This is a genomic window from Konateibacter massiliensis (assembly GCF_900184995.1).
Taxonomy (GTDB): Bacteria; Bacillota; Clostridia; order Lachnospirales; family Lachnospiraceae; genus Lachnotalea; species Lachnotalea massiliensis.
Map to the genome: position 1 here is coordinate 279,575 of NZ_LT860098.1, position 23,482 is coordinate 303,056.

General features: G+C 41.2%; 21 protein-coding genes. All 21 read right to left on the reverse strand.

The features are described from left to right. Window positions 1-347: 347 nt before the first annotated feature. Window positions 348-1,316 carry a glycosyltransferase family 2 protein gene (locus CTY48_RS02680; RefSeq protein ID WP_099466975.1) on the reverse strand — a complete coding sequence of 323 codons (969 nt, stop codon included), beginning with the start codon at window positions 1,314-1,316 and terminating at the stop codon, window positions 348-350. After that, window positions 1,317-2,945, reverse strand: a complete 1,629-nt coding sequence (locus tag CTY48_RS02685; RefSeq protein WP_143452683.1) for a glycosyltransferase — start codon at window positions 2,943-2,945, stop codon at window positions 1,317-1,319. It lies immediately after the preceding gene. A gap of 15 nt (window positions 2,946-2,960) precedes the next feature. Further along, a complete protein-coding gene (locus CTY48_RS02690; RefSeq protein WP_099466977.1) occupies window positions 2,961-4,961 on the reverse strand; it encodes a glycosyltransferase family 2 protein in 2,001 nt (666 codons plus the stop codon). 23 nt (window positions 4,962-4,984) lie between these two features. After that, window positions 4,985-6,592: a hypothetical protein gene (locus CTY48_RS02695; RefSeq protein ID WP_099466978.1), complete on the reverse strand. Its 1,608-nt coding sequence runs from the start codon at window positions 6,590-6,592 to the stop codon at window positions 4,985-4,987. 38 nt (window positions 6,593-6,630) lie between these two features. Continuing rightward, window positions 6,631-7,356: a glycosyltransferase family 2 protein gene (locus CTY48_RS02700; RefSeq protein WP_236354707.1), complete on the reverse strand. Its 726-nt coding sequence runs from the start codon at window positions 7,354-7,356 to the stop codon at window positions 6,631-6,633. 13 nt (window positions 7,357-7,369) lie between these two features. Next, on the reverse strand, window positions 7,370-8,044 hold the full coding sequence (locus tag CTY48_RS02705) for a DUF4956 domain-containing protein (protein WP_099466980.1): 675 nt from the start codon (window positions 8,042-8,044) through the stop codon (window positions 7,370-7,372). Between the two features lie 12 nt (window positions 8,045-8,056). Then, window positions 8,057-8,740: a polyphosphate polymerase domain-containing protein gene (locus CTY48_RS02710; protein ID WP_099466981.1), complete on the reverse strand. Its 684-nt coding sequence runs from the start codon at window positions 8,738-8,740 to the stop codon at window positions 8,057-8,059. A 3-nt stretch (window positions 8,741-8,743) separates the two neighbouring features. Beyond that, window positions 8,744-10,354 (reverse strand): CotH kinase family protein, encoded by a 1,611-nt coding sequence (locus tag CTY48_RS02715; RefSeq protein WP_180272620.1) that lies wholly within the window; start codon window positions 10,352-10,354, stop codon window positions 8,744-8,746. A 20-nt stretch (window positions 10,355-10,374) separates the two neighbouring features. Further along, window positions 10,375-11,019, reverse strand: a complete 645-nt coding sequence (locus CTY48_RS02720; RefSeq protein ID WP_143452684.1) for a hypothetical protein — start codon at window positions 11,017-11,019, stop codon at window positions 10,375-10,377. Continuing rightward, window positions 11,009-11,416, reverse strand: coding sequence for an HAD family hydrolase (locus CTY48_RS02725; RefSeq protein ID WP_099466984.1), 408 nt, complete (start codon window positions 11,414-11,416; stop codon window positions 11,009-11,011). Before CTY48_RS02725 ends, CTY48_RS02720 begins: the two co-directional genes overlap by 11 nt. Beyond that, window positions 11,401-12,870 carry a hypothetical protein gene (locus tag CTY48_RS02730; protein ID WP_099466985.1) on the reverse strand — a complete coding sequence of 490 codons (1,470 nt, stop codon included), beginning with the start codon at window positions 12,868-12,870 and terminating at the stop codon, window positions 11,401-11,403. Before CTY48_RS02730 ends, CTY48_RS02725 begins: the two co-directional genes overlap by 16 nt. Then, entirely contained in the window at window positions 12,864-13,745 is an 882-nt protein-coding gene (locus CTY48_RS02735) for a lysylphosphatidylglycerol synthase domain-containing protein (RefSeq protein ID WP_099466986.1), read from the reverse strand. Before CTY48_RS02735 ends, CTY48_RS02730 begins: the two co-directional genes overlap by 7 nt. Continuing rightward, a complete protein-coding gene (locus tag CTY48_RS02740; RefSeq protein ID WP_099466987.1) occupies window positions 13,732-14,550 on the reverse strand; it encodes a glycosyltransferase family 2 protein in 819 nt (272 codons plus the stop codon). Before CTY48_RS02740 ends, CTY48_RS02735 begins: the two co-directional genes overlap by 14 nt. 74 nt (window positions 14,551-14,624) lie before the next feature. Then, window positions 14,625-15,563, reverse strand: a complete 939-nt coding sequence (locus CTY48_RS02745) for a sialate O-acetylesterase (RefSeq protein WP_099466988.1) — start codon at window positions 15,561-15,563, stop codon at window positions 14,625-14,627. Between the two features lie 14 nt (window positions 15,564-15,577). After that, window positions 15,578-15,973 (reverse strand): GtrA family protein, encoded by a 396-nt coding sequence (locus CTY48_RS02750; protein WP_099466989.1) that lies wholly within the window; start codon window positions 15,971-15,973, stop codon window positions 15,578-15,580. A 23-nt stretch (window positions 15,974-15,996) separates the two neighbouring features. Next, window positions 15,997-18,912, reverse strand: a complete 2,916-nt coding sequence (locus tag CTY48_RS02755) for a glycosyltransferase (protein WP_099466990.1) — start codon at window positions 18,910-18,912, stop codon at window positions 15,997-15,999. A gap of 11 nt (window positions 18,913-18,923) precedes the next feature. Then, on the reverse strand, window positions 18,924-19,817 hold the full coding sequence (locus tag CTY48_RS02760) for a methyltransferase domain-containing protein (protein ID WP_099466991.1): 894 nt from the start codon (window positions 19,815-19,817) through the stop codon (window positions 18,924-18,926). Window positions 19,818-19,864: 47 nt separating this feature from the next. Further along, window positions 19,865-21,133, reverse strand: coding sequence for an ABC transporter ATP-binding protein (locus CTY48_RS02765; RefSeq protein WP_099466992.1), 1,269 nt, complete (start codon window positions 21,131-21,133; stop codon window positions 19,865-19,867). Between the two features lie 15 nt (window positions 21,134-21,148). After that, on the reverse strand, window positions 21,149-21,961 hold the full coding sequence (locus CTY48_RS02770) for an ABC transporter permease (RefSeq protein ID WP_099466993.1): 813 nt from the start codon (window positions 21,959-21,961) through the stop codon (window positions 21,149-21,151). A 2-nt stretch (window positions 21,962-21,963) separates the two neighbouring features. After that, on the reverse strand, window positions 21,964-22,521 hold the full coding sequence (gene rfbC, locus CTY48_RS02775; RefSeq protein ID WP_099466994.1) for a dTDP-4-dehydrorhamnose 3,5-epimerase: 558 nt from the start codon (window positions 22,519-22,521) through the stop codon (window positions 21,964-21,966). 18 nt (window positions 22,522-22,539) lie between these two features. Next, window positions 22,540-23,409 (reverse strand): glucose-1-phosphate thymidylyltransferase RfbA, encoded by an 870-nt coding sequence (rfbA, locus tag CTY48_RS02780; protein WP_099466995.1) that lies wholly within the window; start codon window positions 23,407-23,409, stop codon window positions 22,540-22,542. Between the last annotated feature and the right edge of the window lie 73 nt (window positions 23,410-23,482).

Below are 23,482 nucleotides of genomic sequence, written 5' to 3' on the forward strand. Positions count from 1 at the left end.
TGTTTTCACCCATTCTACCCATTTTATATATAGTAATACCATAAAACCTATCATACAGTATTCGTCAATTCTACGCAATATAATTTTCTTAACGATTATTTAATCTTTTCTTAACATGCATACCATTCTGCCATGCAGAAAGATTTATGCACTTTGTGCGGGGAGCTTGCTCACAAAGCACAATGTGTATAAATCTTTCTATAGGGCGGAACGCCCGCATGAATAATTTGGCAAAGCCAAATTATTCATGGCATGGCAAAACCATAACCAACCAATATGCACTTTACACCCGGTAGCTTGCTCACAGAGCGCAAAGCCAAATTATGAATGGCATGGCAAAACCATAACTAACTCACCAACCGCCTCAATACATTCACCCACAATTCCCACTGTATCACCACATAGTTTCCAAGGTTTGCTGCACAAAACGGTACCTTTTTCAGACCTCTTGCTTTTTTCATGCCCTCAAGCAGCCCGTTTACATAAGTTTTTCCAAAGCCTTTTCTTGCAAAAAATATAGTTTTTATCAGAAAGCCTGCCAGCAAAAATGGTAAATTCAATACGATCTGAATCCACGGCATATTTTTATAAACTAAGTAAATGCTGTTCCTAGATGCTAGTTTTACCTTAAATTCATTGTATCTGGAACCGCTTGATGCGCTTCCCGCATGATAAACAATAGCTTTTGAAGCGTAAGTATTTTGGTAGCCGTGAATTTTTGCACGATAGCCGATATCAATATCTTCTAAGTAGGCAAAATGTGCCTCATCAAAATATCCGATTTTCTCGAATACCTCTCTTCTATAAATGGAGGCGCCGCCGCACGCTGCAAAAATCTTAGCATCTGCATCAAAAAGTTCTGCTGATTTTCCCTTTCCTCTGGTGTATGCCCAGCCAAGTGCACAGTAATAGTCACCCGTATCGTCAATCAGCTCTTTATCGTATAGCTGAAGCATCTTAGACGAGCAGGAAAAAATCTGCCCGGAACTCTCTACCGCTTTCACCAATTCCTCTATGAAACCTGCCTGCGCCACCGTATCATTGTTCAAAAGTATCACATATTCTGCATCGGAGGCCTTGATGCCTTCATTAACTGCCATACAAAAACCGTAGTTTTTATCAAGCTTTACAAGCCTAACCGATTCAAATTGCTCTGCGACCACCTCAAGACTTCCGTCCGTTGAGCCGTTGTCCACCACAATTGTTTCAAAATCCTGGAAGGTCTGTCTATCCAATGATTTCAGGCAGTTTGCAATAAACTTTATCCCATTAAAATTAGGTATAACAATGGATACCTGTTTTTTCTCTGTTTTCATTTAGCTTTCCCTCAACTCAAATTCAGCATATGGGTCAAATACAATTTTAAAGCCCGCCTTTTTTGTTCTCAGGCAAAAGTCAATGGAGACAAAGCCCTTTTCCAAAGCCCTGTTAAAGCCGCCGTTGTCAAAATACAGGCTCTTTTTTACCATAAGACAGAGGCTTGACACTGCATCGGTCTGCTGCTGGATAATTGCTTTGCAAAAATACCCCTGATTCCACCTTGCAAGCTTGGTAAACATCTGCGTCTCCTGCACAATCTCACCATCCGCGAATCCTTCATTTGTCACAGCATTTTTTCCCGCCCACAAAAGCTTTTTTGTCTCATTTTTTTCATTTATCATCGTGCAGGCGCGATAAATCTCGCCGCCCTTATATATTTTTCCGCCCACGATACCCACTTCTCTTCTCGCACAATGGGAGGTTAATTCCATAAGCCAGTCCTTATCCAGCGGAACCAAGTCTGCATTGTAAAACAGAATGTATTCTCCCTTTGCCCGAAAAAGCTGTGCTTCCTTTATAATCTCATAATTCGTATAGCTTGTATTGTTTGATATGATTTTCACGGCTTTTTGATAATTACCCGGTTTGTTCATATCACGCACCACGATAGACACCAGCGGGTCTTCCTGCATTTCGTACTTCACCCTGTAATAGCCGAGATTTGTGGCATTGGTGACCTTGGCATCCATGTGAAGCCTTAATAAATGCTCCTCAATTGCCCTCTTTCCCGCATCGTAGGCGTACATCTTACTTGACGGGTTGTCCGCAACCGAATTGGAATGTACCCTCCAGTGATATAAAATCTTTGGAATATGCCGAATTGTATTGGACAATTCCAGACACCGGAATATAAAATCGTAATCCTGCGAGCCGTCAAATTCTGGTCGAAAACCTCCTACACGATCGGCAATCTCTTTTTTTACCACGAAAAAGTGGCAGATGTAGTTGTTGCTTCGAAGAAGATCCAAGTCAAAATCCGGCTTAAAGTGAGGCTCAAAAAAGCGTTCTCCGTTTGTAGTCGTCTTATCCTCATCGGTATAAACCGCATCCGGCTTTTCCCGATTGATCATCTTTACCACTTCAAACACAGCGTTTGGCGCCAGAAAATCATCGTGATCCAAAAGTCCGATGTAATGCCCCATCGCCATCTTAAGCGCCTCATTTGTATTTCCTGAAATCCCAAGATTCTCTTCCAGCTTCTTATATTTTACTCTGCCGTCGTTCCTTGCATAGAATGAGACGATTTCCTCCGTCTCTGTATCATCACTTCCGCTGCCGTCCGCGATGCAAAGCTCCACATATTTGTAAGTCTGCTTCAGAACGGATTCTATCATTTCCCGTAAAAAGTTCTCCGGCGTCTTATAAATCGGCACAATAATGCTGACAACCGGATTGTAGGCAAAGCTCACCCGCCTTTGTTCCTCCAGTCTTCTCTCATCCGGCTCGTGCTGCGCTTTATATGCCTCATAGTCAATACTCTCTCTTTGAAGCTGCCCTACCAGCTTAGCGCCAAACTGTTTCATTCCGTATTGGGAGAGATAGCTGACACCCTTTTTTACGTTGTCAGTCGTAAGTTTTTGACCCAGTATCTCAAATACATTTTTGTTTTCTGGCTTCTTTTCCATATTTTCCTTCAACCCTTATCCTCTTTGAGGCGGTAAAACCTTATATTCTGCACTGTCCAATGAGAAATTTATATTATAGTAAGGATCTCCTGCATCTAACAGCACCTTCCATCTGTCTCTGAATCTGGCTACCTCTTCCTCGTAGCGCTTTGCCTTCTCTTCCTTGTCATCCAAGCCTCTTGATTTTGATTCATAGTGATAAAGCTCCGCAAAAGGTGTAAATATATTAAGCAGTCCAAGCTCTCTAAGGCGCAGACAGAAATCCACGTCGTTAAGCGCTACCGCAAAGCTTTCATCTAAGCCGTTAAGCTGGTCAAATAAGCTTTTTTTCACCATAAGGCAGGCACCCGTCACAGCAGACATATCCTGCGCATAGTATAATTTTCCCATATAGCCTAAATTTGCTTTCGGAAGTCTGTAATGGGTATGTCCGGCACTTCTGTGTGCCCCCAGACCGATTACAATACCGGCATGCTGTATGGTATCGTCTCCGTAATAGAGCTTCGCCCCTACGGCACCTACGTCATCACGCTGGGCATACATCAAAAGCTCTTCTATCCAATTATCGGTGATAACCTCAATGTCATTGTTCAACAGAATGATATATTCACCCTGCGCATGGGAGGCTCCCAGATTATTAATCGCAGAATAATTGAATTCTCCCTCGTAAGTTACAACCTTGATGTTTCGTATCTGATTCAAGGTCTCATAATATTCAAACAGTTTTTCATCTGTGCTGTTGTTCTCCACAATAATAATTTCATAATTGTCATAGGTGGATTTATAATTGATAGACTCAATACATTTTGCAAGGTCGCTCAAATGGTCCTTATTTGCAATGATAATAGATACCAGTGGTTTATCCTTGATATCATAATTGATTTTAAAAATAGTCGGAAATGCCTTTGTACTCTCCGCACTTCCCTTAAGCCCACATACTCGCAAATGCTCCTCAACAGCTCTCTTTGCCGCATCAATAGCATATACCTTTGCATTGATATCCGATGCCACAGAGTTTTTGTGGGAACGCCAGTAATACAGTATTTTGGGAATATGACACACATTGCTTGCCGCCGTTGTCAGTCTTAAAATCATATCGTGGTCCTGACTTCCGTCAAATTCACTCCGAAACAGCCCTGTTTTTTCCAGTAGCTTTGCATCAAACGTGGAAAAATGGCAGATATAGTTGTTTGCTCGCAGTGTGTCGATTGCGAAATCAGATTTAAAGTGCATGGTACTCATATTATTAATCGAGTTTCCGTGGAAAGTCGCCTCGTCCGTATAGACATAGTCTGCTCCTTTTTCACAGATAACCTTCATATTTTCATATAAAACGCTTGGATGGAGCACATCATCATGGTCAAACAATGCAATATACTCGCCGCTTGCCATGCCAAAGCAGACATTCGTATTTCCTGATATACCTAGATTCTTTTCAATCTTTTTATAGAGGATTCTCTTGTCCTTTTTGTTGTACTCATGACAGATTTCCGCCACATATTTGTGTTTGTCATCACTTCCGTCCGCCAGACAAAGCTCCCAATTTTGGTAGGTCTGGTTTACAACGGAATCAATCATCTCATGGAGATATTTTTTCGGTGTATTGTAGAGCGGAACGAGGATACTGAATTTGATATCTCTTTCAAACTTTGTCTCTCTCTGCTCCTTCGCTTCCTGCTCGGTCGGAAAGCTCGCTGTTCCGAACAGCTCATAGACCTGTCTCTCCGCCATTTTCTGCTTCATTTTGCGCAGCACGCCCTTTAAGCTTCCGCAGCGTCTGATTCTATCCCTTGTCCGAATGATAAAATGGACAACAACTCTTGCCGGCTTGGAAAGCTTCCAGATAAAGGTTCCCTTGATGTTTTTCAGCTTTCCTTCCAAAAACTCAATTTCTTCCTGTGCCTTCTCAAGCTTTACGGTCAGCTCATAGTTTTGCTTTTTTTCCTTGTAATACAAGTCCTTATAATAATCCGCCTCAGTATGCGTACAATTTTCATCGATATTTTTTTCTTCCATGTCAAAAGCCTTTCATTCCACTTTTATTTTACAGGTTTCTGCGGTTTTGCCGCAAGTCTCCTGTCAATGACGTACAACACTAACATTCCAATCCAAACCGCTCCAATCAGGTAAATAGAGTAATAGTACATAAACAGTCTAGACGGTGCTGTCAGGAATATTAATGGTATTTTAGCACAAATACTGCCACAAATAAAGAAGTATCCCCATTTTCGCTGAAATAACAGCACGATACAAGTCACAAGCAGTGCCAGACCTCCCGGCAGAAAGCTGTATACGACATTGTGCACCGCCACATTGTCCGTAAACTCCAGCAGCTTCACAAAGCTCGCGCGAAGCGGAGGTTCCTTATAACCATAGTTTTCCCGAAAGCTGATATAGCCGGCGTTGGCATCCGCGGAAAACATATTTTCTGTATCGTTTAGTACTCCGGTTGAGCCAAAAAAGGTCTCAAACCTCTCCTGTAAGAATACAGCAGGATATTTTAAAATCAGTTTGTAATAAGTGCTTTTCATTTCGGCAAAATCTTCGGTACTGTAATCGCGTTTTAAGCCAAGCTCTGCGTCTTTCCAATACATGGAAATTCCCGTCTCGCCTGCCTCATAGCCGCTTATCAGCACATCCGTATTAAGCACCTTATCGACTGTATTCACCGCTTCCATATCGCCGTTTTGATATGCCTCATAAACCAAAGGCGTAAGCGGAAGCACAACACTTGTCAGCTCATATTCCTGCCCCGAATCAATCTGGTTTCCCACAAGCTGAACGCTCATCAGCGCTCCGCCAATCAAGAAGGTAGCCAGTGTAAACCAAAGTTTTGCCTTTCTCTTTGTCTCCTTGTAAAACAGGATAGCAAAGGTCACAGGTGCCAGCACCAGATAGTATACTGACTCGGTTCTCCAGCATATCAGGATGCCTGCAAGAGCCGCTAACAGCCATATTTTCCTGCCTGTTATTTCCTTCTTCGCAAGCTTCATATCAAGCAGCTCAAAGGCGAATAGCAGCTCCAAAAACGCATAAATCGACATGCGGATTGGATAAAAGTTTGAATCAATAACAGGAAAAAGCAGAAACGGCACATACATCATGTAAATAAGCCCTTTCTTCTCTATTCTCATGCTTAATCGATTTATCACATAACCAACAATCAGGGAAATCACACCTATTTGCACAAACAAAACTCCCGCCGGATTCGGCACAAGCATCAGGGCAAAAATGTAAAATACGGAGGTCAGATATCCCTGCCAGAAATGTGGAAGAATGTTCGCTGCATTTCGCAGAATTCCGAACTCATCAAGCCTCCAAAGCCCTGGAAAAAGCAGTACAAAAAACAGAAGCATCACACAAAAATATATCCCTGTATATTTCCAGTATCCCCGAAGTTCTCTGTCACCCGCTCTCACCTTGGCAGCATGGTACCAGATTAGCTGCCACAGTACCAAAAGCAACACCAGAAACGCCAACTTTGCTCCCCACGCAAGTCCAGCTTTTGCAAGCGCTACCGTATTTGAAAAATCAAACAACTGATAAGTAAATACAAAACGGTCCGTGGCAAAACTTATCATCCAGTGAAGCACCGCAATGAGAAGGGCTGTCTTATTTAGTTTTTTCCTGTTATTCCAAACATTCATTGTATTATCCCTTATACTTGTTACAATTTTTCCATATATTAAGCTGTATACTCATCAATAAATACTTGCAGCTCCTCCGGTGTTCCGAGCACATGTACCTTATTATAATCCACGATGGAAATCCGAACGTCTCCACCCTTTGAAATCAGGTAGTTGTAGAGGGGCGCCACATATTTTTCTCCCTTTTCAAGTTTCTCCTCGGAGGAATAGTATTCGCGATACAGCTCCTCATAAAGTCCGCAGCTCTTAAAGTAGTAAGCTCCAAGTGTGCAGTTGTCTGAAATTCTGACCTTCTCCCGCACCTCCTCGGCACTGCCGTCTGCATTCAGCTTCACAAAGCTCCAATGATCTCCAGGCGCGTGAAAACAAGGGATAAAGCCATCCCCTGCAATCTGGGAGGCATGCATCTCGTCCGCCTCCACATAGGTATCTATGTTGTAAATCATAAGCTCCGACTGCTTATCCCAAAACTCACTTGCAAGCATCGCCGTTGTAGCCTGTCCGTCTGTCAGATAATCAATCTCAATTATCGTCACATTTTCAAAATTCATTTCCTTGCATTTCGCTTCGATAAAATCTCTTGATCCATCTTCTTTTCTCACAATAAAAACATAGCTGTTTCCCTTTTGATAAAATCCGGATAGGCTCTCCATCGACCACTCAAACAATGTTTTTCCATGTGCCTCAATCATGTATTTTGGCACGGTATAGCCTGCCTTTTTAAATCTGGAGCCAAGTCCTGCCATCGTAATTACAATTGTCATAAAACCCTCCATCTTAAAATGTTACTTCCCCATCATGGGATAAAAGAGATACTGAGGAAACCTTGGAAAGATTAGAAATCTCCGCCGCAAGCTTTGCTTCCTCTTTCGTTCTGATTTCAATAATCATATCCAGATTGTCTCCTGAAATATTTCTGGATTTTACTTTACAAATCTTTGTGTACTGCTTTACCGTGTCAAGAATCTCTTCTTCCTTTTTCTTATCCTCGCAGTTTACAACCAAAATCATGGAAGCCTTTGCAACCGGGATTAAATCAAGTCCAAGAAGTGCAATTGTCACCAAAATGCTTGTGAGAAGCGCTACCTCAAATAATCCTGCTCCGCATATGATTCCCACACTGATAGACCAAAACAAGAAAATCAAATCAAGCGGGTCCTTGACCGCAGTTCGAAATCTTACGATAGACAACGCACCTACCATACCAAGTGAAATGACAAGGCTTGACTGCATCGCTAAAATAATTCCTGCCGTGATAACCGCAATCGTCGCAATCGCAATATTAAATGTCTTGGAATAAAACGTCTTTCTCGTCACAAGACGGTACATCGCAAAAACATAAAGTGCTAATACACATGTCACAAGCATGGTTGCTGCAATTTTGGATGTGCTGATATCGGAGCTTGCAAAGCCTTCTAAAAATGATTTTTTAAATATGTCCTGAAAATTCATAGTTCCCTCCTGTTATTTATAAATTCTGCAAAGATAGAATTTAGAAAATGCTGTTTGTCTTAATGTAGAAAGCTCCATGTTATCCTTGATGTAATCGGGTATAAACTCGTCATACTTCACTTCCAGTATATGTTTTCCCGCCGGTAAGATAGGGCGTTTTCTAATTTGTGGATTCAAAAATTCGCTCACATAGACAGAGGAAGATACATTTCTATCTAAGGTTACCCGGACATTACCATCCTTACACACATAAGGCACGCGGTCGTAATCCACAATAATGCTCGGTCGCATCAGCCTTGTCCTCATTAAAAGGTTGAGCTTTTGCAGCGTCTTATCATATTGACTCGAAACCGGAAGCGGTATCCCCTTCATCAGCATTCTGCATTGTTCAAGCGTCAGCGGACAGGCTTCCTTTAAAGTCTTGCCTCTTTCCTTCTTTTTAAGCTCCAAGGAAATTCTTTTTGTACTTCCGTTGTATATCCGTATTCTAAATTTTTCTCTTGGATCGGTTCCTGCCTCATTTTCCTGAAAGCAAGTATTGTAATAGTCTTCGAAGTAAAGACTTCGGATATTGTAAGAGCCTTTTTCTCTCGCATTCTTATCGATGCTCATAAGGGGGGCAAGCCTTCCTGCAATGACAGAAAGTTCCATCTCATTGCACACATATTTCAGTTCATGTCTGTATTTTTCTGCCATCCTCTATTCCTCCCCAAGCGTCTCAAAAAAAGTATCCAGATAAGACATTTTGTCAAGGGCGTACTGCTTCAGACTAGAGTAATCCGTCGTATGTCCTCCATCCGGCCAACGCTTTGTCTCGCGTGCCATCGCTCCTGAGCCAAGCACGGTATGTTCTAGCTCCTCGATTCGCTCAATCAGTGTCTCGTCCGTCAAAATCGTTCCTCGAAGCTCCTCCCACTTTTCTTTTGCAAGGGAAACAGAGTTGCCCGCATTTGTATCAATCACATTCTGACCGGTTTCCCAGTTTACCAATTCTGTCAATATTTCCGGCTCAAAAGCTATATATAAATCAGTCCCCTCCTTGCTCACATTTCCCCATGTCAAATCCAAATCCCATGGGACAAAGTATAGGCGGATACCGCCGCTTGTCATTTTCGCTACATAATACATGTTTTTTGCCCGATTGTCCGTGCCGGATACAATCTGTAAAAATAACCATGCGTTTGTCACACTGTTAATATCAACTACGTCTTCAATCTCTTCCTGATATTGCTCGCTATCCTCCAGATTGTTGACGCGTATAAAATTCATAAGAGGCTCCCAGCTTTTGAGTGATATCTCACCATACTTGCTTATCCCCTTCAACTCAAAACCATCTCGAGTTATAACATCGGAATCCTCCGCAAATTCATCAAGGGATAACAGCATTGGGTATGTGCGCTTGTAAATGTACTCCTGACTGTCGGCAGAGCTTGCTGTTGTAATGTCCAGCTTCTTGGCATCCACTGGCTCCATAAGCCCATAAATCCCATAATATGCTCCGTTTACAATAAGCTCGACATATTCAAGCTTTGTTCCGAAATTACTGCTGAACGGGTTGTCATTCGCCCCAAATTCATTCCAGATATCAATGGACAGCTTATCTCTTACTTTCTCAGCATCACTGTACATTGCATATAAAATCCAATCATTGTCTTTGCGCATATTCAAAAGAGCAACATCGTTGTTCACCGTGTTTCCGGTGTTATCAAACTTCGTAAGCTCCATCTTATAGGACTTTTTCGGATAAAGGCGGGTTGTGCTTCCCCTGACTCTTAGATTTGCCATAGAGTGCTTTACCCAGTCAGATTTTGTGTTGGAAGAGTAAAGGCTCATATCAATCTGTGCGCTTTCCTCCATACTGCCTTCGTTCACGGTGATATCCATAATCGGAAGCCCCGTAAAAACCAAATTATAATAGCGGTGCTCCTCATTCGTGAACGCCAAGAAGGAAAAACTTTGGTTGTTGGCAATGGCAGTCAGCTTATCTGTCTCGCTAAAATCCTCTGCAAACAAGATAGATACTCCCTTATCTGCTGCGGACAGTTCTCCAAACTCCCAACTTTCATTCTTCATGGACAGGGGCAGATAAAAGGTAGCTGTTTCCGTATCATAGGGCAGAGCCTCGCCGTTGAACATCAGGTTCTGCAAAATATTTTCTGTGGTGCTGCTTGTGTTTTCCTCAATTTTTTGTATGGATTCCTGCGTTCCCACATTCGTATCAAGTGCTTCATTTCGTTCAACACCAAAGACCAAAAACGTGCAGACAAGCACAAATACTATTATATTAATGATAAAAACTGCTTTTTTCATTGACAAGTCTGCCCTCTTTCTTATTGCGCAACCGGAATTTGAGAATGAAAGCATTCTTTGATAAGCTCTTCACCTGCTGCCCCAGTCGTCGTATAGATATTACACATATATTCTGTCACCTCGTCTATCATGACAAAAGCACAGTATTCCGTATAGTTCTCCGTCCCATCATAGGTGTAGGACAAGGAAACATAGTTTACCTGATAACCGTTTACTTCCATTGTCTGTACCGCTTCATCTGAAACATTTGTATAGGTATCCGGATCCGATGCAAATATTCCCTTTTCAAATTCATAAAAGGAATTCATCTCATCCAGTGTATAATTTTCTATGTAATATTCCACCCGCACTGACTCGTCCGCATTTACATATCCGGCACCGTATGCACTCTCATAATCCGCCTGCATCACGAAACCACTCGGCGGAATCACTTCAATCTGTATTGCATCATCCGTACTTTTAATAATGGCATTTCCGTTGTCAGCAAATACGCCTGCGGATTCCTCCACCAGTTCATCCTCCACTGACTCTTCGAAAGACGCCTCAAACGCTTCCTCACTATAATAATTATAAACTGCCATTCCTCCCACGACAAGCCCTTCTACTGCCGCGAGAACCAATGCACCAGACAGTGCACCGATTAAAAAAGTCTTCTTATCCTTCACGATCATACTCCTCCTTTGATCTCCTGCAAATCTCATTCAATTCTTCCTCTGAATATTTTAAAAATTCATCCGGACGGACAGCTCGGTCATCAACATAGAATCCGCGGTGTCCCGGCCAAGGCTTTCCATAGATAATCTCATCATATGGAATATCCCATTTTTCCAGCCATTCAAGCATCACCTTTGCTGTGTTGGCATTAATCAGCCCGATATTTCCGTTATAGCTGTTCATGTTTCTCGATGTGAACAAGACAATTCTTGCCCCACAATCTCTATATTCTCTCAGCCGTTCGACCATTTCCTTGTAAGGAACCAAATCGATGTATTCCTCATTTTTTTTCTTAATCGGACAAATCGTTCCGTCTATATCAAAAACAAACGTTAATCCTGTATACATGCCTCTACCTCTTCTAATATATTAATTGCATTCAGCAAAAATCCAAACACCTTCTGCGGGTTATCCATATGCAGCGGAAGCATGGACAAAAACAAAGATGCCTCATACACTCTCACCAGCGTATAGTCAAAACCGCTTCTCTCCAAATACTCCTTAAACAGCTCCACGTATTCCTCATTGTGAAAATCCAGAGAAAGCCCAACCTGCATATCAGCCTCTATCCGAATGTCATAAAGTCCGCTGTTGAAAAAATCATAGCGGCCGCAGATAGAATGTGAGAGCTTCGCGATATCGTAATAAGGGTTGGTCCACAAATCCTCTTCCTTCAAAGCCCCTTTCGGGTCAATCAGCATAAGTATGGATGTCTCCCTGTTATACAGGATGTTGGAAAAACACAAATCTCCGTGTCCGATGGCAAACTCTGTCTTTAATTTGACATTCTGTCTCACTTTTGTATACAGTGCTTCGTATTTTTCTATAATCTCATCTATGGTACTATACTTTGTTCCGGAAGCGATAAAGTGATTAAATTTCGTATAGTAAGAGCTCTTCTTAAGCTCCTCCATTCTCTCCTTTACCTTTGTGATATAAAGATTTTTTTCAACCTCCTCATATTCAGCCTGAGAAGCACTTTTTATCTTCCTCGTCGTCACAAAGTGGAACAGCTGCTTTAAAATATCGTTAAATTCTTCCAAATTAATGGCATTGTGAATCCAGCGGATTGCAATATCGGTCATATGATAACGCTTCATCGTATAGGAGGAATATTTTTCCTCTTCCCGATAGGCAAACGGCATAACAAACCACATTTTCATCTCATCCGGAAGCAGTCCGTAAAATTCATATTCACTCTTAATCTTCTTCTTATTGCTGGAGCGTTTTGTTACCGTATATTCGTCTCCCTCAAGAGCATTAAAAAATCTGGCATCAAAACCACCCGTTATAAATTGCATAAAATTATTCAGTTCTCCAAGATCAACAAGGGAATCTGAATAAATCACATCATAGTCCTTTATCTTGTCAAAGAAAATTTCACCTTGTGCATTCTGGTATTCCCGAATATAGCTGATGTACTCCTCCACACTTGTAAATAATGCAAGAATTATTTTCTCCTGCTGCTTTACTACAATATTCGTATTGATAAACTGAGCTTTTTCCAGAAGAAGATTAAAATTCTCCATATTTTTGATTCCATAGTTGGAATACAGGTGCATGACACAGCAATTAGCCGGCGCATCCTTCAAAGCCCCAGCCAGTTCCTCTGTCTTGTCTCCTTCCTTGTAGTCAAGTACATCTACAATAAAGTTATTTGACAAAAGCATTTCCGTCATTCTTCTTTTTAACGTTTTTCGTTTAAATATGGTATTTCCAAAGCTCTTAGGACCTGTTATATTTTTTACCAGCTTGTCCGCTACCACAGTGTCATCGTATACTACAATTACCTTTTTTAACATTTAACAGTTTCCCTCCTATTCAGATAAGAAATACCATACACACTTACCGTAATGACTGCTAAAATAATGCAGCTTACTGTTGTATAGCTGTTGAGCAGCCATGTATCTCCCAAACCGAAGATAGAGTTGATGTATTCCACAAAGCCGCTGATTCCGAATACTTTTTGAAAAATCGTCTGCATGCACATTAACACGCCAAATTCTGCTATCCAGCCGACACAGGAAAAAATAAAGATAAGGGAGCTTCTTCCCTTTAGCAACCTTCTTATGTAATCATACCAAGTCTTGCCGCTTTCCAGTATATATAAACATCTGACCGCCTGCTTTGAATTTGTATTCATAATAAAATACCTGTTCAGATAGTAATAGGTAGGCAGGAATATGCGGTATAAAAACACAATCACTGCTGCAAACAAAGATAAAATAAGCGTCACAGGTGAAATTTGCTTGTCCACCAAAAAGTCATAAGGAATTAATATGACAAGAAGTGCCGTTGTATCAAACAAACGGTCAATCACAACACTTAAAATTCCAATCTTGCCGTCCTTTGTCTCTTTAGAATAACAGTAAATTCGAAAAATCTCTCCCATTTTAAAGGGCAGTGCCAGATTGACCAGTGTAATCTTCATATAGACTTTAATGAAGCGAAAAAAATTAATCTTCTGCTCCATCAAGATCAGGTAAAAGCGCATCATTTTGGCAAGGTGCACAAAGAAAAAGCCTACTAAAAACAACGGCACTAAATAAAAGAGCTGTGTTCCCATATTCAGTTGTACATCGGTAAAGGTCTCGGTCTTCAGACTAGCAAATGCAACCGCCAGCAAGACGACCACGATATTTACCCAAAAGTAAACCGCTCTCTTATTCCTCTTCATCAGATTCTGCTATCCTACTTTCTGCTATCACTTTCGCACTGTATTCTTCTATACTTCTCTCTCTCATATCGCTTGTGATAAACTTCTTTTTGCCGGTAAAGTAGCTGCCAAGCATTTTTAGAACTGTAATTGCCTGATTCACCATCTTTACGTTGGATACCTGATCATCCTCCCGCCATGAAATCGGGAAAAATACAATATTTTGCTTATAATAATCTGCCGCCATAATCATGCAGTAATTAAACATCAGATTGTCCGGAAATTTCTCATAAAATCTTTCTCTCAGCATATCTACACTATACATATTAAGTCCTGAGCCAAGGTCAAAAATCCTTTTTTGTACAACGATGGAAAACAGCATATTATAAACGATATTTCCGAAGGTACGAAATGCCGAATATCCCTTTAATTTTGAGCCGTTCATAAAGCGTGCTCCAAGACAGCAGTCATATTTTTGATACAGCTTTTTCTTCAGGACTACTTTTAAATCGTGTATATCTCCCTGATCATCTCCGTGAAGCACAATCACATAATCAAAATTTTCCCACATCGCATAGTCAAACGCCACTTTATGGGAGCCTCCAAGGCCGTAATTGTCGTCATTTCGAAGAAGTGCCAACGGAATTGCAGGGTTCTCTTCGATAAACGCCTTCACAGCTTCCTCTGTGCCGTCGGTACTTCGGTTGTTCACCATGATAACCTTATCGATGTACTGCAAAATATCCTGATCCAACTGACCAAGAACTCTGACAATCTGTTTTTCACAATTATATCCGGGTATAAACAATAAAATTCTATCCTTCATAAATACCTCCGTCTTCCTACATGTTTTCCTGTATGATTATATCATTCTTCATTTTGCTTGGCAAATATTAGATGCTATTCTGCACTTTTCGTATCCGTATCGCTGTATACGTCATCCACAACTGAATCGTACAGCGCCGGGGTCATTCCCGTCTTTACATAATAAGCCATGTTGGCCCCCGCTTCCTCGCCTATTAGGTTAAGTCCGCCCTGCGTGTAATGCACCTCATCTCTCATCAGCTCCAATGTTTCCAACTCTACCGCTTTTGTGGATATCAGTATAAAGTCTTCATTTTCCTTACAAAGCTCGGTCTGTGCCTCAATAATCGTGTCGTACATGCCCGGTTCTTCGGTCCTAATTCCAATTCGGATAATAAAACATTTCTCAATTCCATTGTCCTGCATAACCGAGACACTGTCCTTGATGGAGGCAATGTAGTCCTCCTTCGAAGTCTGCTTGTTTCCGTCACTTTCACCCTGAAGCCATACCATATAGCTGTGGCGGATTACATATCCATTCTCCGTAAGCCAAGTTTTTGCGGCATTATAGCGATCCACCGCATCGGGGAGCATCGTTCCGTCCTTTCGCCATGAATGAATCGTACTTCCTCCGGCAGACGCGGATATCGCCACAACCGGCACTCCCGCTCCGCTGTAATAGGAATTGACAAAGGCAGATACTAAAGAACCGGTTTTTAAATCCTCGTCGTCCACCCCGTCTACATTGTTCTCATTTTCACCAAATGGTTCCTCAATCGGATATAGTCTGGTCGGATCTGAAATCGCCCGAAATTCATAACCTGCCCCTTCAATCACGGCAGGTGCTTTCTCACTCTCTCCTGTTCCAGACATATTACTCTGCCCCATGAACATGATGAGATCTACCTCACTCCCTTTTTCCAACATCACTGCTTTGTTTGCGGCTGCCTGCTGCACAAGTACAAATCCCAGCATACCGGTCACAATGATAAGCAATGCCGTAAGCACCATAATAACTATATTTTTTCTCTTCACTAAAACATCTCCAATTATTCTTCCCCTTTATCCTCCAAGAAAATTTTTCTCGTGATAAAGTTATAAACCATTACAATGGCCGTTGCAACTATCTTCGCAAGCATATAATAAATTCCGACCTTCTCAACCGTAAACCACATAATGATTTGATTGATGCCAAGTCCAATCAGACTTAACACTACAAATACAATAAATTCCTTAACTTTATTTGCATCCTTTTTGGTGCTGAACACAAACGTGATACTAAGGATATAATTTACAATAACCGAAACCGAAAAAGCTATCGCGCTTGAAATAAGATAATTAATTCCCAGAAACTCTGTTACCGCAAATAATACGAAATAATCGATAAAGAAGCACAAAAAGCCAACTACTCCAAATTTCATAATCTGCTCTATTAATTTTTTCATTCGTATAACTCCTCCGACTCTCGCTAACTGACAGTCGTTAATATTTTTTCGGCTGCCTCCATGCTGAAATAGGTTTTAATATAATCAGGCATGGCAGCTGACATATCATCTAATTCTTTTGTATTTTCATACAGAGAGATAACCGCCTGAGCAAAGCGTTCTGCTTCATCCTCCACCTTCATCACCCTGTCGTATTCCTGTAAGCCCTGTGCACCGACGCTTGTCGTCACAACCGGAACATGATTGTAAAGTGCCTCAATTACTTTTCCTTTCATACCTGCTCCAAAACGAAGCGGTACGACGGCAATTCTTGACTGCACATAAATTTCCTCCAGCTCGTCCTCTGTCACAAAGCCTCTGATTACCACATTCTTGGAAGCAAGGCTTGTGATTTCCTCCGGCGGATTGGAACCAATCACCTGAAATACAATGTCTGGAAATACGCTCAGCACCTTTGGAAACACTTCTTTGACAAACCAACTGACTGCATCCACATTCGGCGCATGCGCAAATCCACCCACAAACATAAGGTTACCGCGAAGAGATGCCGCTTTCGGCTTCTTCCTATTTTCACCATCATATACATAGACCGGAATTGCCACTGCCTTTATAGCAGGATTTTCCTTGGCAATCTCCTCTATCTCAAGGTAGGACGGGTAATAAACCATATCCGCCTCCTCCATGATAGCATATTCCAACTGCTTCATTTGGTTTGCATGGGCTAACAGAGATTTTTCCCTTGTCAGCCTATATTCCTGCATTTCCCTTGCATAATGTAAATCATGCCCATAATAAATTAGTTTTCCCTTAATATTCTCCTTTATAACAGCAAGAAACTTAAAGGTTGTATATGGACGGCTGGAAAATACAATATCAATGTGTTTTCCATAATCCGCAATCCATTTTTCTATATTTAATAAGTAAAAGCTGCCGGTAAGGACCTCTACTCCTAATTGTTCTAAATAGACAGAATAAACCGAATCCGCTTTGAAATCCTCCGGAATAAATTTGACGCAATAGCCCATTTTCTGGAATGTCCTTATATATGCCAGCGTAGACTTAGATCCTGCATCCTTGTCATATTGCGGTACATAGCGGTCAATAAAAACAGCAATTTTTTTATCCTTGCTTCTGTCCCTCGCCAAAAAGAGGTCATTTGGATTATCGCACTGTTTTCTTAATTCTTTTGTCCATTTTTCCTTAAATTTTTCTTTGTTTTCAACCTGATACTTCTTGATACCCGACTCAGTGTCTGTCCCATTTGATATTCCTTCATAGTGAACGACCACTGATTTCGGCTGATACACTACCGTGTAACCTTCCTTTCTCACCGCGAACGCAAGGTCCGTATCCTCATAATAGGCAGGAGCAAATCGCTCGTCAAAGCCTCCGATTTTCGTCCAGAGCTCTTTTCGTATCATCATGGCTGCACCGGAAATGTAATCCACTTCCTTCACATAGTTGTACTCCGGCTTATCACTCAAATCGTTTCTGCCATAGTTCCATCCATCGCCGTTACTCCATATAACCCCGCCTGCCTCCTGCAAAATGCCATTCGGGTACACAAGCCTGGAGCCTGTTATTCCTATTTTTTCATCCGCTTCCATAAGGGAAACCAAAGGCGTCAGCCAGTCTTTTTCCACTGTTGTGTCATTGTTTAAAAACAGGATATAGGTACCTCTTGCATGGCTTGCCGCCTTATTGCAATTTCTAAGAAAGCCTAAATTTTTATCATTTCGTATGACTGTAATATTGCTCACATACTTGGATAAATCCTTTGTTCTATCGGTTGATACGTCATCACCGATAATGATTTCATATGGAATTTGGGTTGTGTTTTCTTTGATTGACTTTAAACATTGATAAGTAAAGTCAAACTGGTTGTAGACAGGTATTACAATCGTCACAACCGGCTTTTCTACAATAGAAAATTCTATTGTTTCAATGTGCTGGTTTTTTTTTTGAAACAGACCCCTGACAGTTTTCACTGCTTTTACAGGTGCCCGCCCTATTTTATACATCGGATTGGAACGCATTTTTTGAATAATAGCCTCCAAATCCTGAATATACTTGTCCTTGTCGGATATGGTATTGTCCTTGATATAGCAAAGCTCATTTAAGTGCTCAATATCCTTGTCCTTATCCTGAAGCAGCTTAAAGCTGCTTATGTCAAAGCCCTCTTCCTCCAGATTATCTCTGGATTTAATCGGCTTTTTATAATTATCCGTATAAATATACTCACGGTTCTTTCCGTGGGCATAGTGCTGGTAGTGGTCCTCCATATCAAAGTAAATTTCCGCCAATTCCGCTGTAAAGCCGAACTGTGCTAAAAATTCCTCCTCCGACATTGTTTTCTCCAGATACATCCTATACCTTTGATAAAAGTAGAATACACTTCTGTATTTCAAATAATCAACCGGAACAAGGCAGTCCGCCACCCATTCGCAGTCCAGCAGATATATTTCGCCGTCTTTTTCAATATAGTTGTCATACTGGCAATCTATATTGGCAGGCTTTACGCCAACACCGTGAACTCCTTTTGCCTCTCCGAAGATTTCTTGAAATGTCTCCGATATCTGAAACGCCTCTAAGCACTGCTCCTCAAAGCAAAAAATTCTGTCGTTAATCATCTTTAATTTTTCAATTAAAGCCTCTTTATTATCAAGCTCTGGAAACAAGGAATCCTGTAAGGTTACCCCGTCTACAAACTCATAAAAAGCAGACCTGCCCTCAATCCTCGGCAGAAGCACCTTGACTTCCCTTTGCACCTTGCCCAGCTTTTCGGATTTCTCTTTCAGGCTCTCAATGTGAGGAACCGCCTCTTCATTCAGTGCTTTTTTCTCCACATACCGCACGCCGTTCTCTTCATAAATACATGTGCTAATCTGATATTTCAGTCTTCTTGTTCTATTGTATTTTACAAATAAGACATTTTTCATGTTTACCTCCGTTAAGCCTTAGCAAAAATCAAAAAAGAATTGGAAAAATACTCAAATTTCTCATCCTTGCAAAACTGGTCATATACAATATCCTCATCAAACAGCTTAAAACGAGCTCTGTCATACGCCGCAGACATATTTCGCAAATCTCCTGCCTTTGGCAGATACCCCTCTGCATAAACCGCTGATGGGAGCTTATAATCAGGAACCGGATAATAGAACTGACTATCTTCGTAGCCTGCACGTGCAAGCAGCTCCTCTATCTCATTTTTGGAAAAGGTTCTCACGCTGGATACATTTTTATAATTTTCAATTCCATCAAATAAATTGCCTGTATGGTCCTCCATCGCGCCTGCAAAATACTTTAAGCCAAATTTATTCTCAATCGCAATAATCAGCTTTCCGCCCGGCTTCAAGAATTTTTTCACTCGGCGAAGCATTTCCTCATAAGGCTTTGGAGAATTGATGTAGCTGTCCGCATATTCCAACACGCCAATCAGGGTTACATAATCAAACTTTTCTGTCAGTTCAATGTCCTCAAAGTTTCCTACCATAATCTCTAAATTGTCGTACTTTTTATTGCGTTCCGCATTAATTGTAGAACGGCGCTTGGATAATTCAATACCGACAACCCGCTTTACCTTTTCACAAAAAAGCCCCGATATGGCACCACAGCCCGAGCCGATTTCAAGTACAGTGGCATCTTTCTCGAAGTCATACCACTCTAAAATATTTTGCCGGATAGGTGAGAGATGATACAAAATAGCCCAGTCATCATCCTGCATCAAGCGCTTTTGTATATCCTCACCGCTTTTAAAAATTTCTAATATTTTATCTTCCACATCTCCATCGCTATAAAGGTCCTCCCCTTTATAGTAAGTAAGATTTAAAACCTCTTTGTCCATTGTTACCTCCAATCACAGCCTTAAGCCGGTTGCGAGTATCCTCATTCCTACTCTTCGTCAAACAAAATCGCTGTATCCATATCATAGACACCCACTGTATTTTTATTTGAAATAACGCTTATGTTAACCACATCATACATGCGGTCATAGATTACAAATTCACCGTTTTCAAAGCCCGTACAACCAAGAGAAATCAGATAATCCTTTCCTTGCAGCATCATTTTCTGTGTAAAGGAAATAATGTAAGTTTTTCCTTTCTCACACATTTTTACACCGGTGTTTTCCACCATCGTATTCGTACCTGCAAGCTCGGTTCCCTTTGTGTCCTTAATGGTAAAAGCAAAAATCGGTTCACTGATCGTTTCGTGAAAAGTAACCTTCATCTTAATACTGAATTCTTTTCCCTTCATAATCAGGTTTGTAAGTCTGTCCTGGTCATCAAAAAGTCCGACGTCGGTAATCTCTGCTCTTTTATCTCCATACACATCTTGATTAGGATTGATAGAAAGCTGGCTCATCCACTTTTTGCTGCTGTCAACCTGAATTGCCGCTGCTTCTGCCGCCTCCACTGTCTTAGCCGGATCATACTGGTTTGCCAGTATTTTCTTGTACAAATCAACAATGACATTCGGCTTTCCTTCCTCCACGAAGTTACCACGATTTAACAAAATTGCTTTATCGCAGTACTTGATAATACTGCTCATGTCATGGGTAACCAAAAGGATGGTTGTTCCCTTTTCTTTAATCTCATTTATTTTATTAAAGCATTTTGCCTGAAAAAACACATCACCGACAGACAACGCTTCATCTACAATCAATATTTCCGGCTCTACGTTGATTGCCGTTGCAAAGGCAAGGCGCACAAGCATACCGCTTGAGTAAGTTTTTACGGGCTGATGTACAAAATCACCGATATCCGCAAACTCCAAAATAGCGGGGATCTTCTCTGTCATCTCTTTTTTCGTAAAGCCCATCATAGTGCCGTTTAAGTATATATTCTCAATACCGGTGTACTCCATATTAAAACCTGCACCAAGCTCCAGGAGTGCGGAAATCTTTCCGTTGATTTCCACCCTTCCCTCTGTGGGCGTCAACACACCTGTAATTATTTTCAAAATAGTTGATTTACCAGAGCCGTTTGTCCCTACGATACCAACGGTCTCTCCCTGCTTTACATCAAAGCTTATATTATTCAAGGCATAGAAGCTCTTATGATAGACCTTTTTGAAGGGACTAAGCGTCTCCTTCAAACGTTCTATCGGTTTCTCATAAAGCTTATAGACCTTACTTAAATTCTCAATACGAATCGCAAGCATAACATCTCTTCCTCTTTACAATACATCTGCAAAATGGGGTTTTAATTTCTTAAATAACGTAAGCCCCAAAACAAAGGTGACCAGCGTGAAGCACCAAAAATACAGGGTGTCACCCGGCAGCTCCCAAAAGCCGACATGGCTGATAAGACTCGCCCTGTATCCCTCCACAACATAATACATCGGGTTTATTTTAAATACCCACAAATAAGGGTCCAGCTTTCCTTTAAATTGCTCCATCTGAGGATGCCACATAATCGGCGTCGCCCACATGGCAAGCTGCAAACCGATATTTACTATCTGAGCCATATCCCGAAACAGTACCGTAATCGATGCCGTAATAAATGATAGCCCAATCAGCAGTATCACCATGCAAAAGGCATAGTAGAACACCTGCAGCCAGTAAATCGACGGGGTCTTTCCATATAAGAAAAACACAGCCATCATAATAAGTAAAAATATTCCATGTACAAAAATGCATGACACAATCTTTACCAGCGGTAAAATACTGACCTTGAACACAACCTTTTTTACAAGATAACTGTATTCAAACAGACAGTTGGTAGCATGATTCAACGCCTCGCTAAAAAAGAACCACGGAATAATTCCCGGAATAAACCATATGATATAAGGCACATCAATCGGCGGATTACCGCGGAAGGCAACCTGAAACACCAGAAAATAAATGACAATCGTTACAATGGGTTGCACGAACATCCATGCAACCCCAAAATAAGAACCGACAAATCTTTTTCGAAAGTCTGCAGCTGCCAAGGACATAATAAGTCTTCGTTTACCGAAAACGTCTTTTATGCTTTCAATAAAACTCATCTTTAACCTCGTTTCTTCAGTCCCGAAATACCTTCCCACTTTGTATCCTTATCGGAAATGATAAGCTCCATTCCCTCCGGTATCGGCCATTCAACACCGATTTCAGGATCACTCCAAAGGATTCCCCCTTCGTCATTCGGGTGATAAAAATCTGTACATTTATATGCAAATTCTGCACTTTCAGAGAGAACTAAAAAGCCATGTGCAAAGTTTTTCGGAATAAAGAACTGCTTTTTGTTCTCAGCAGACAGGATAACGCCAAACCACTTTCCGTACGTCTTTGACCCCTCTCTTAAATCCACTGCAACGTCAAACACTTCTCCACTTACCACACGAACAAGCTTGTCCTGAGGAAACTCCTTTTGGAAATGAAGACCACGCAGCACACCTTTTTTGGAGCCTGACTGATTGTCCTGAACAAACTGGCAATCAATTCCTGCTTCCACAAAATCATTCCGGTTGTATGTCTCTACAAAATATCCTCTCTCATCTCCAAATACAGTAGGCTCAATTACCTTTAAGCCCTCTATCTCACATGTTGTAACTTTAATTTTTCCCATCTCTAAAGCCTCTCTTTTCTACAATCCGTTTGCAACATCCATCAAATATTGTCCGTATGCCGTCTTAAGCAGCGGCTGGGCAAGGTTGATGAGCTGCGTTTTATCAATAAAGCCTCGCTTATAGGCAATTTCCTCAATACAGGAAATATACAAGCCCTGGCGTTTCTGGAATGCCGCCACAAAGTCAGCCGCATCAAGAAGCTGATCATGACTTCCTGTATCAAGCCATGCAAATCCTCTTCCCAGTGTCTCCACGCTTAAGGTCTGTCTCTTTAAATATTCGTTGTTTACACTTGTTATTTCAATTTCTCCTCTTGCAGAAGGCTTTACATTTTTAGCGATATCCACAACATCATTGTCATAGAAATATAAACCCGGAACCGCATAATTGGATTTTGGATTCTCCGGTTTTTCCTCGATGGACAGTGCTTTGCCGTTTTCATCAAATTCCACAACACCGTATTCTCTCGGATCCTTTACATAGTAACCAAAAATAGTAGCACCTGTTTCTCTTTCTGCCGCTTTCTTTAATACATCTGAAAAGCTCTGTCCGTAGAAAATATTGTCTCCAAGTACAAGCGCAACTTTATCCTTCCCAATAAACTTCTCACCTACTATAAATGCATCCGCAAGTCCTCTCGGTGTCTCTTGAACGGCGTAAGACATGTTAAGTCCCAACTGCTCTCCTGTACCGAAAAGTTCTTCAAACACCGGCAAATCTCTCGGTGTCGAAATAATCAAAATATCTTTGATTCCCGCAAGCATTAAGGTTGACAACGGATAGTAAATCATCGGTTTATCATAAACTGGCATAATCTGCTTTGAAATTGCTTTTGTAAGTGGATATAGGCGCGTTCCGGAACCACCTGCTAATATAATTCCCTTCATCTTTCAATCCTCCATCTTTCTGCTTTAAAACATATGATAGGCAGTACCCAGAATTTCATAGATACTGCCGTTT

Coding starts and splice junctions, on each gene's coding strand:
- CTY48_RS02755 (WP_099466990.1), bottom strand. CDS start 18,912: ATGAAAAATGTCTTATTTGTAAAATACAATAGAACAAGAAGACTGAAA.
- rfbC (WP_099466994.1), bottom strand. CDS start 22,521: ATGGGAAAAATTAAAGTTACAACATGTGAGATAGAGGGCTTAAAGGTA.
- CTY48_RS02760 (WP_099466991.1), bottom strand. CDS start 19,817: ATGGACAAAGAGGTTTTAAATCTTACTTACTATAAAGGGGAGGACCTT.
- CTY48_RS02710 (WP_099466981.1), bottom strand. CDS start 8,740: ATGGCAGAAAAATACAGACATGAACTGAAATATGTGTGCAATGAGATG.
- CTY48_RS02715 (WP_180272620.1), bottom strand. CDS start 10,354: ATGAAAAAAGCAGTTTTTATCATTAATATAATAGTATTTGTGCTTGTC.
- CTY48_RS02700 (WP_236354707.1), bottom strand. CDS start 7,356: ATGACAATTGTAATTACGATGGCAGGACTTGGCTCCAGATTTAAAAAG.
- CTY48_RS02730 (WP_099466985.1), bottom strand. CDS start 12,870: ATGTTAAAAAAGGTAATTGTAGTATACGATGACACTGTGGTAGCGGAC.
- CTY48_RS02735 (WP_099466986.1), bottom strand. CDS start 13,745: ATGAAGAGGAATAAGAGAGCGGTTTACTTTTGGGTAAATATCGTGGTC.
- CTY48_RS02690 (WP_099466977.1), bottom strand. CDS start 4,961: ATGGAAGAAAAAAATATCGATGAAAATTGTACGCATACTGAGGCGGAT.
- CTY48_RS02680 (WP_099466975.1), bottom strand. CDS start 1,316: ATGAAAACAGAGAAAAAACAGGTATCCATTGTTATACCTAATTTTAAT.
- CTY48_RS02695 (WP_099466978.1), bottom strand. CDS start 6,592: ATGAATGTTTGGAATAACAGGAAAAAACTAAATAAGACAGCCCTTCTC.
- rfbA (WP_099466995.1), bottom strand. CDS start 23,409: ATGAAGGGAATTATATTAGCAGGTGGTTCCGGAACGCGCCTATATCCA.
- CTY48_RS02685 (WP_143452683.1), bottom strand. CDS start 2,945: ATGGAAAAGAAGCCAGAAAACAAAAATGTATTTGAGATACTGGGTCAA.
- CTY48_RS02740 (WP_099466987.1), bottom strand. CDS start 14,550: ATGAAGGATAGAATTTTATTGTTTATACCCGGATATAATTGTGAAAAA.
- CTY48_RS02705 (WP_099466980.1), bottom strand. CDS start 8,044: ATGAATTTTCAGGACATATTTAAAAAATCATTTTTAGAAGGCTTTGCA.
- CTY48_RS02765 (WP_099466992.1), bottom strand. CDS start 21,133: ATGCTTGCGATTCGTATTGAGAATTTAAGTAAGGTCTATAAGCTTTAT.
- CTY48_RS02750 (WP_099466989.1), bottom strand. CDS start 15,973: ATGAAAAAATTAATAGAGCAGATTATGAAATTTGGAGTAGTTGGCTTT.
- CTY48_RS02725 (WP_099466984.1), bottom strand. CDS start 11,416: ATGTATACAGGATTAACGTTTGTTTTTGATATAGACGGAACGATTTGT.
- CTY48_RS02770 (WP_099466993.1), bottom strand. CDS start 21,961: ATGAGTTTTATTGAAAGCATAAAAGACGTTTTCGGTAAACGAAGACTT.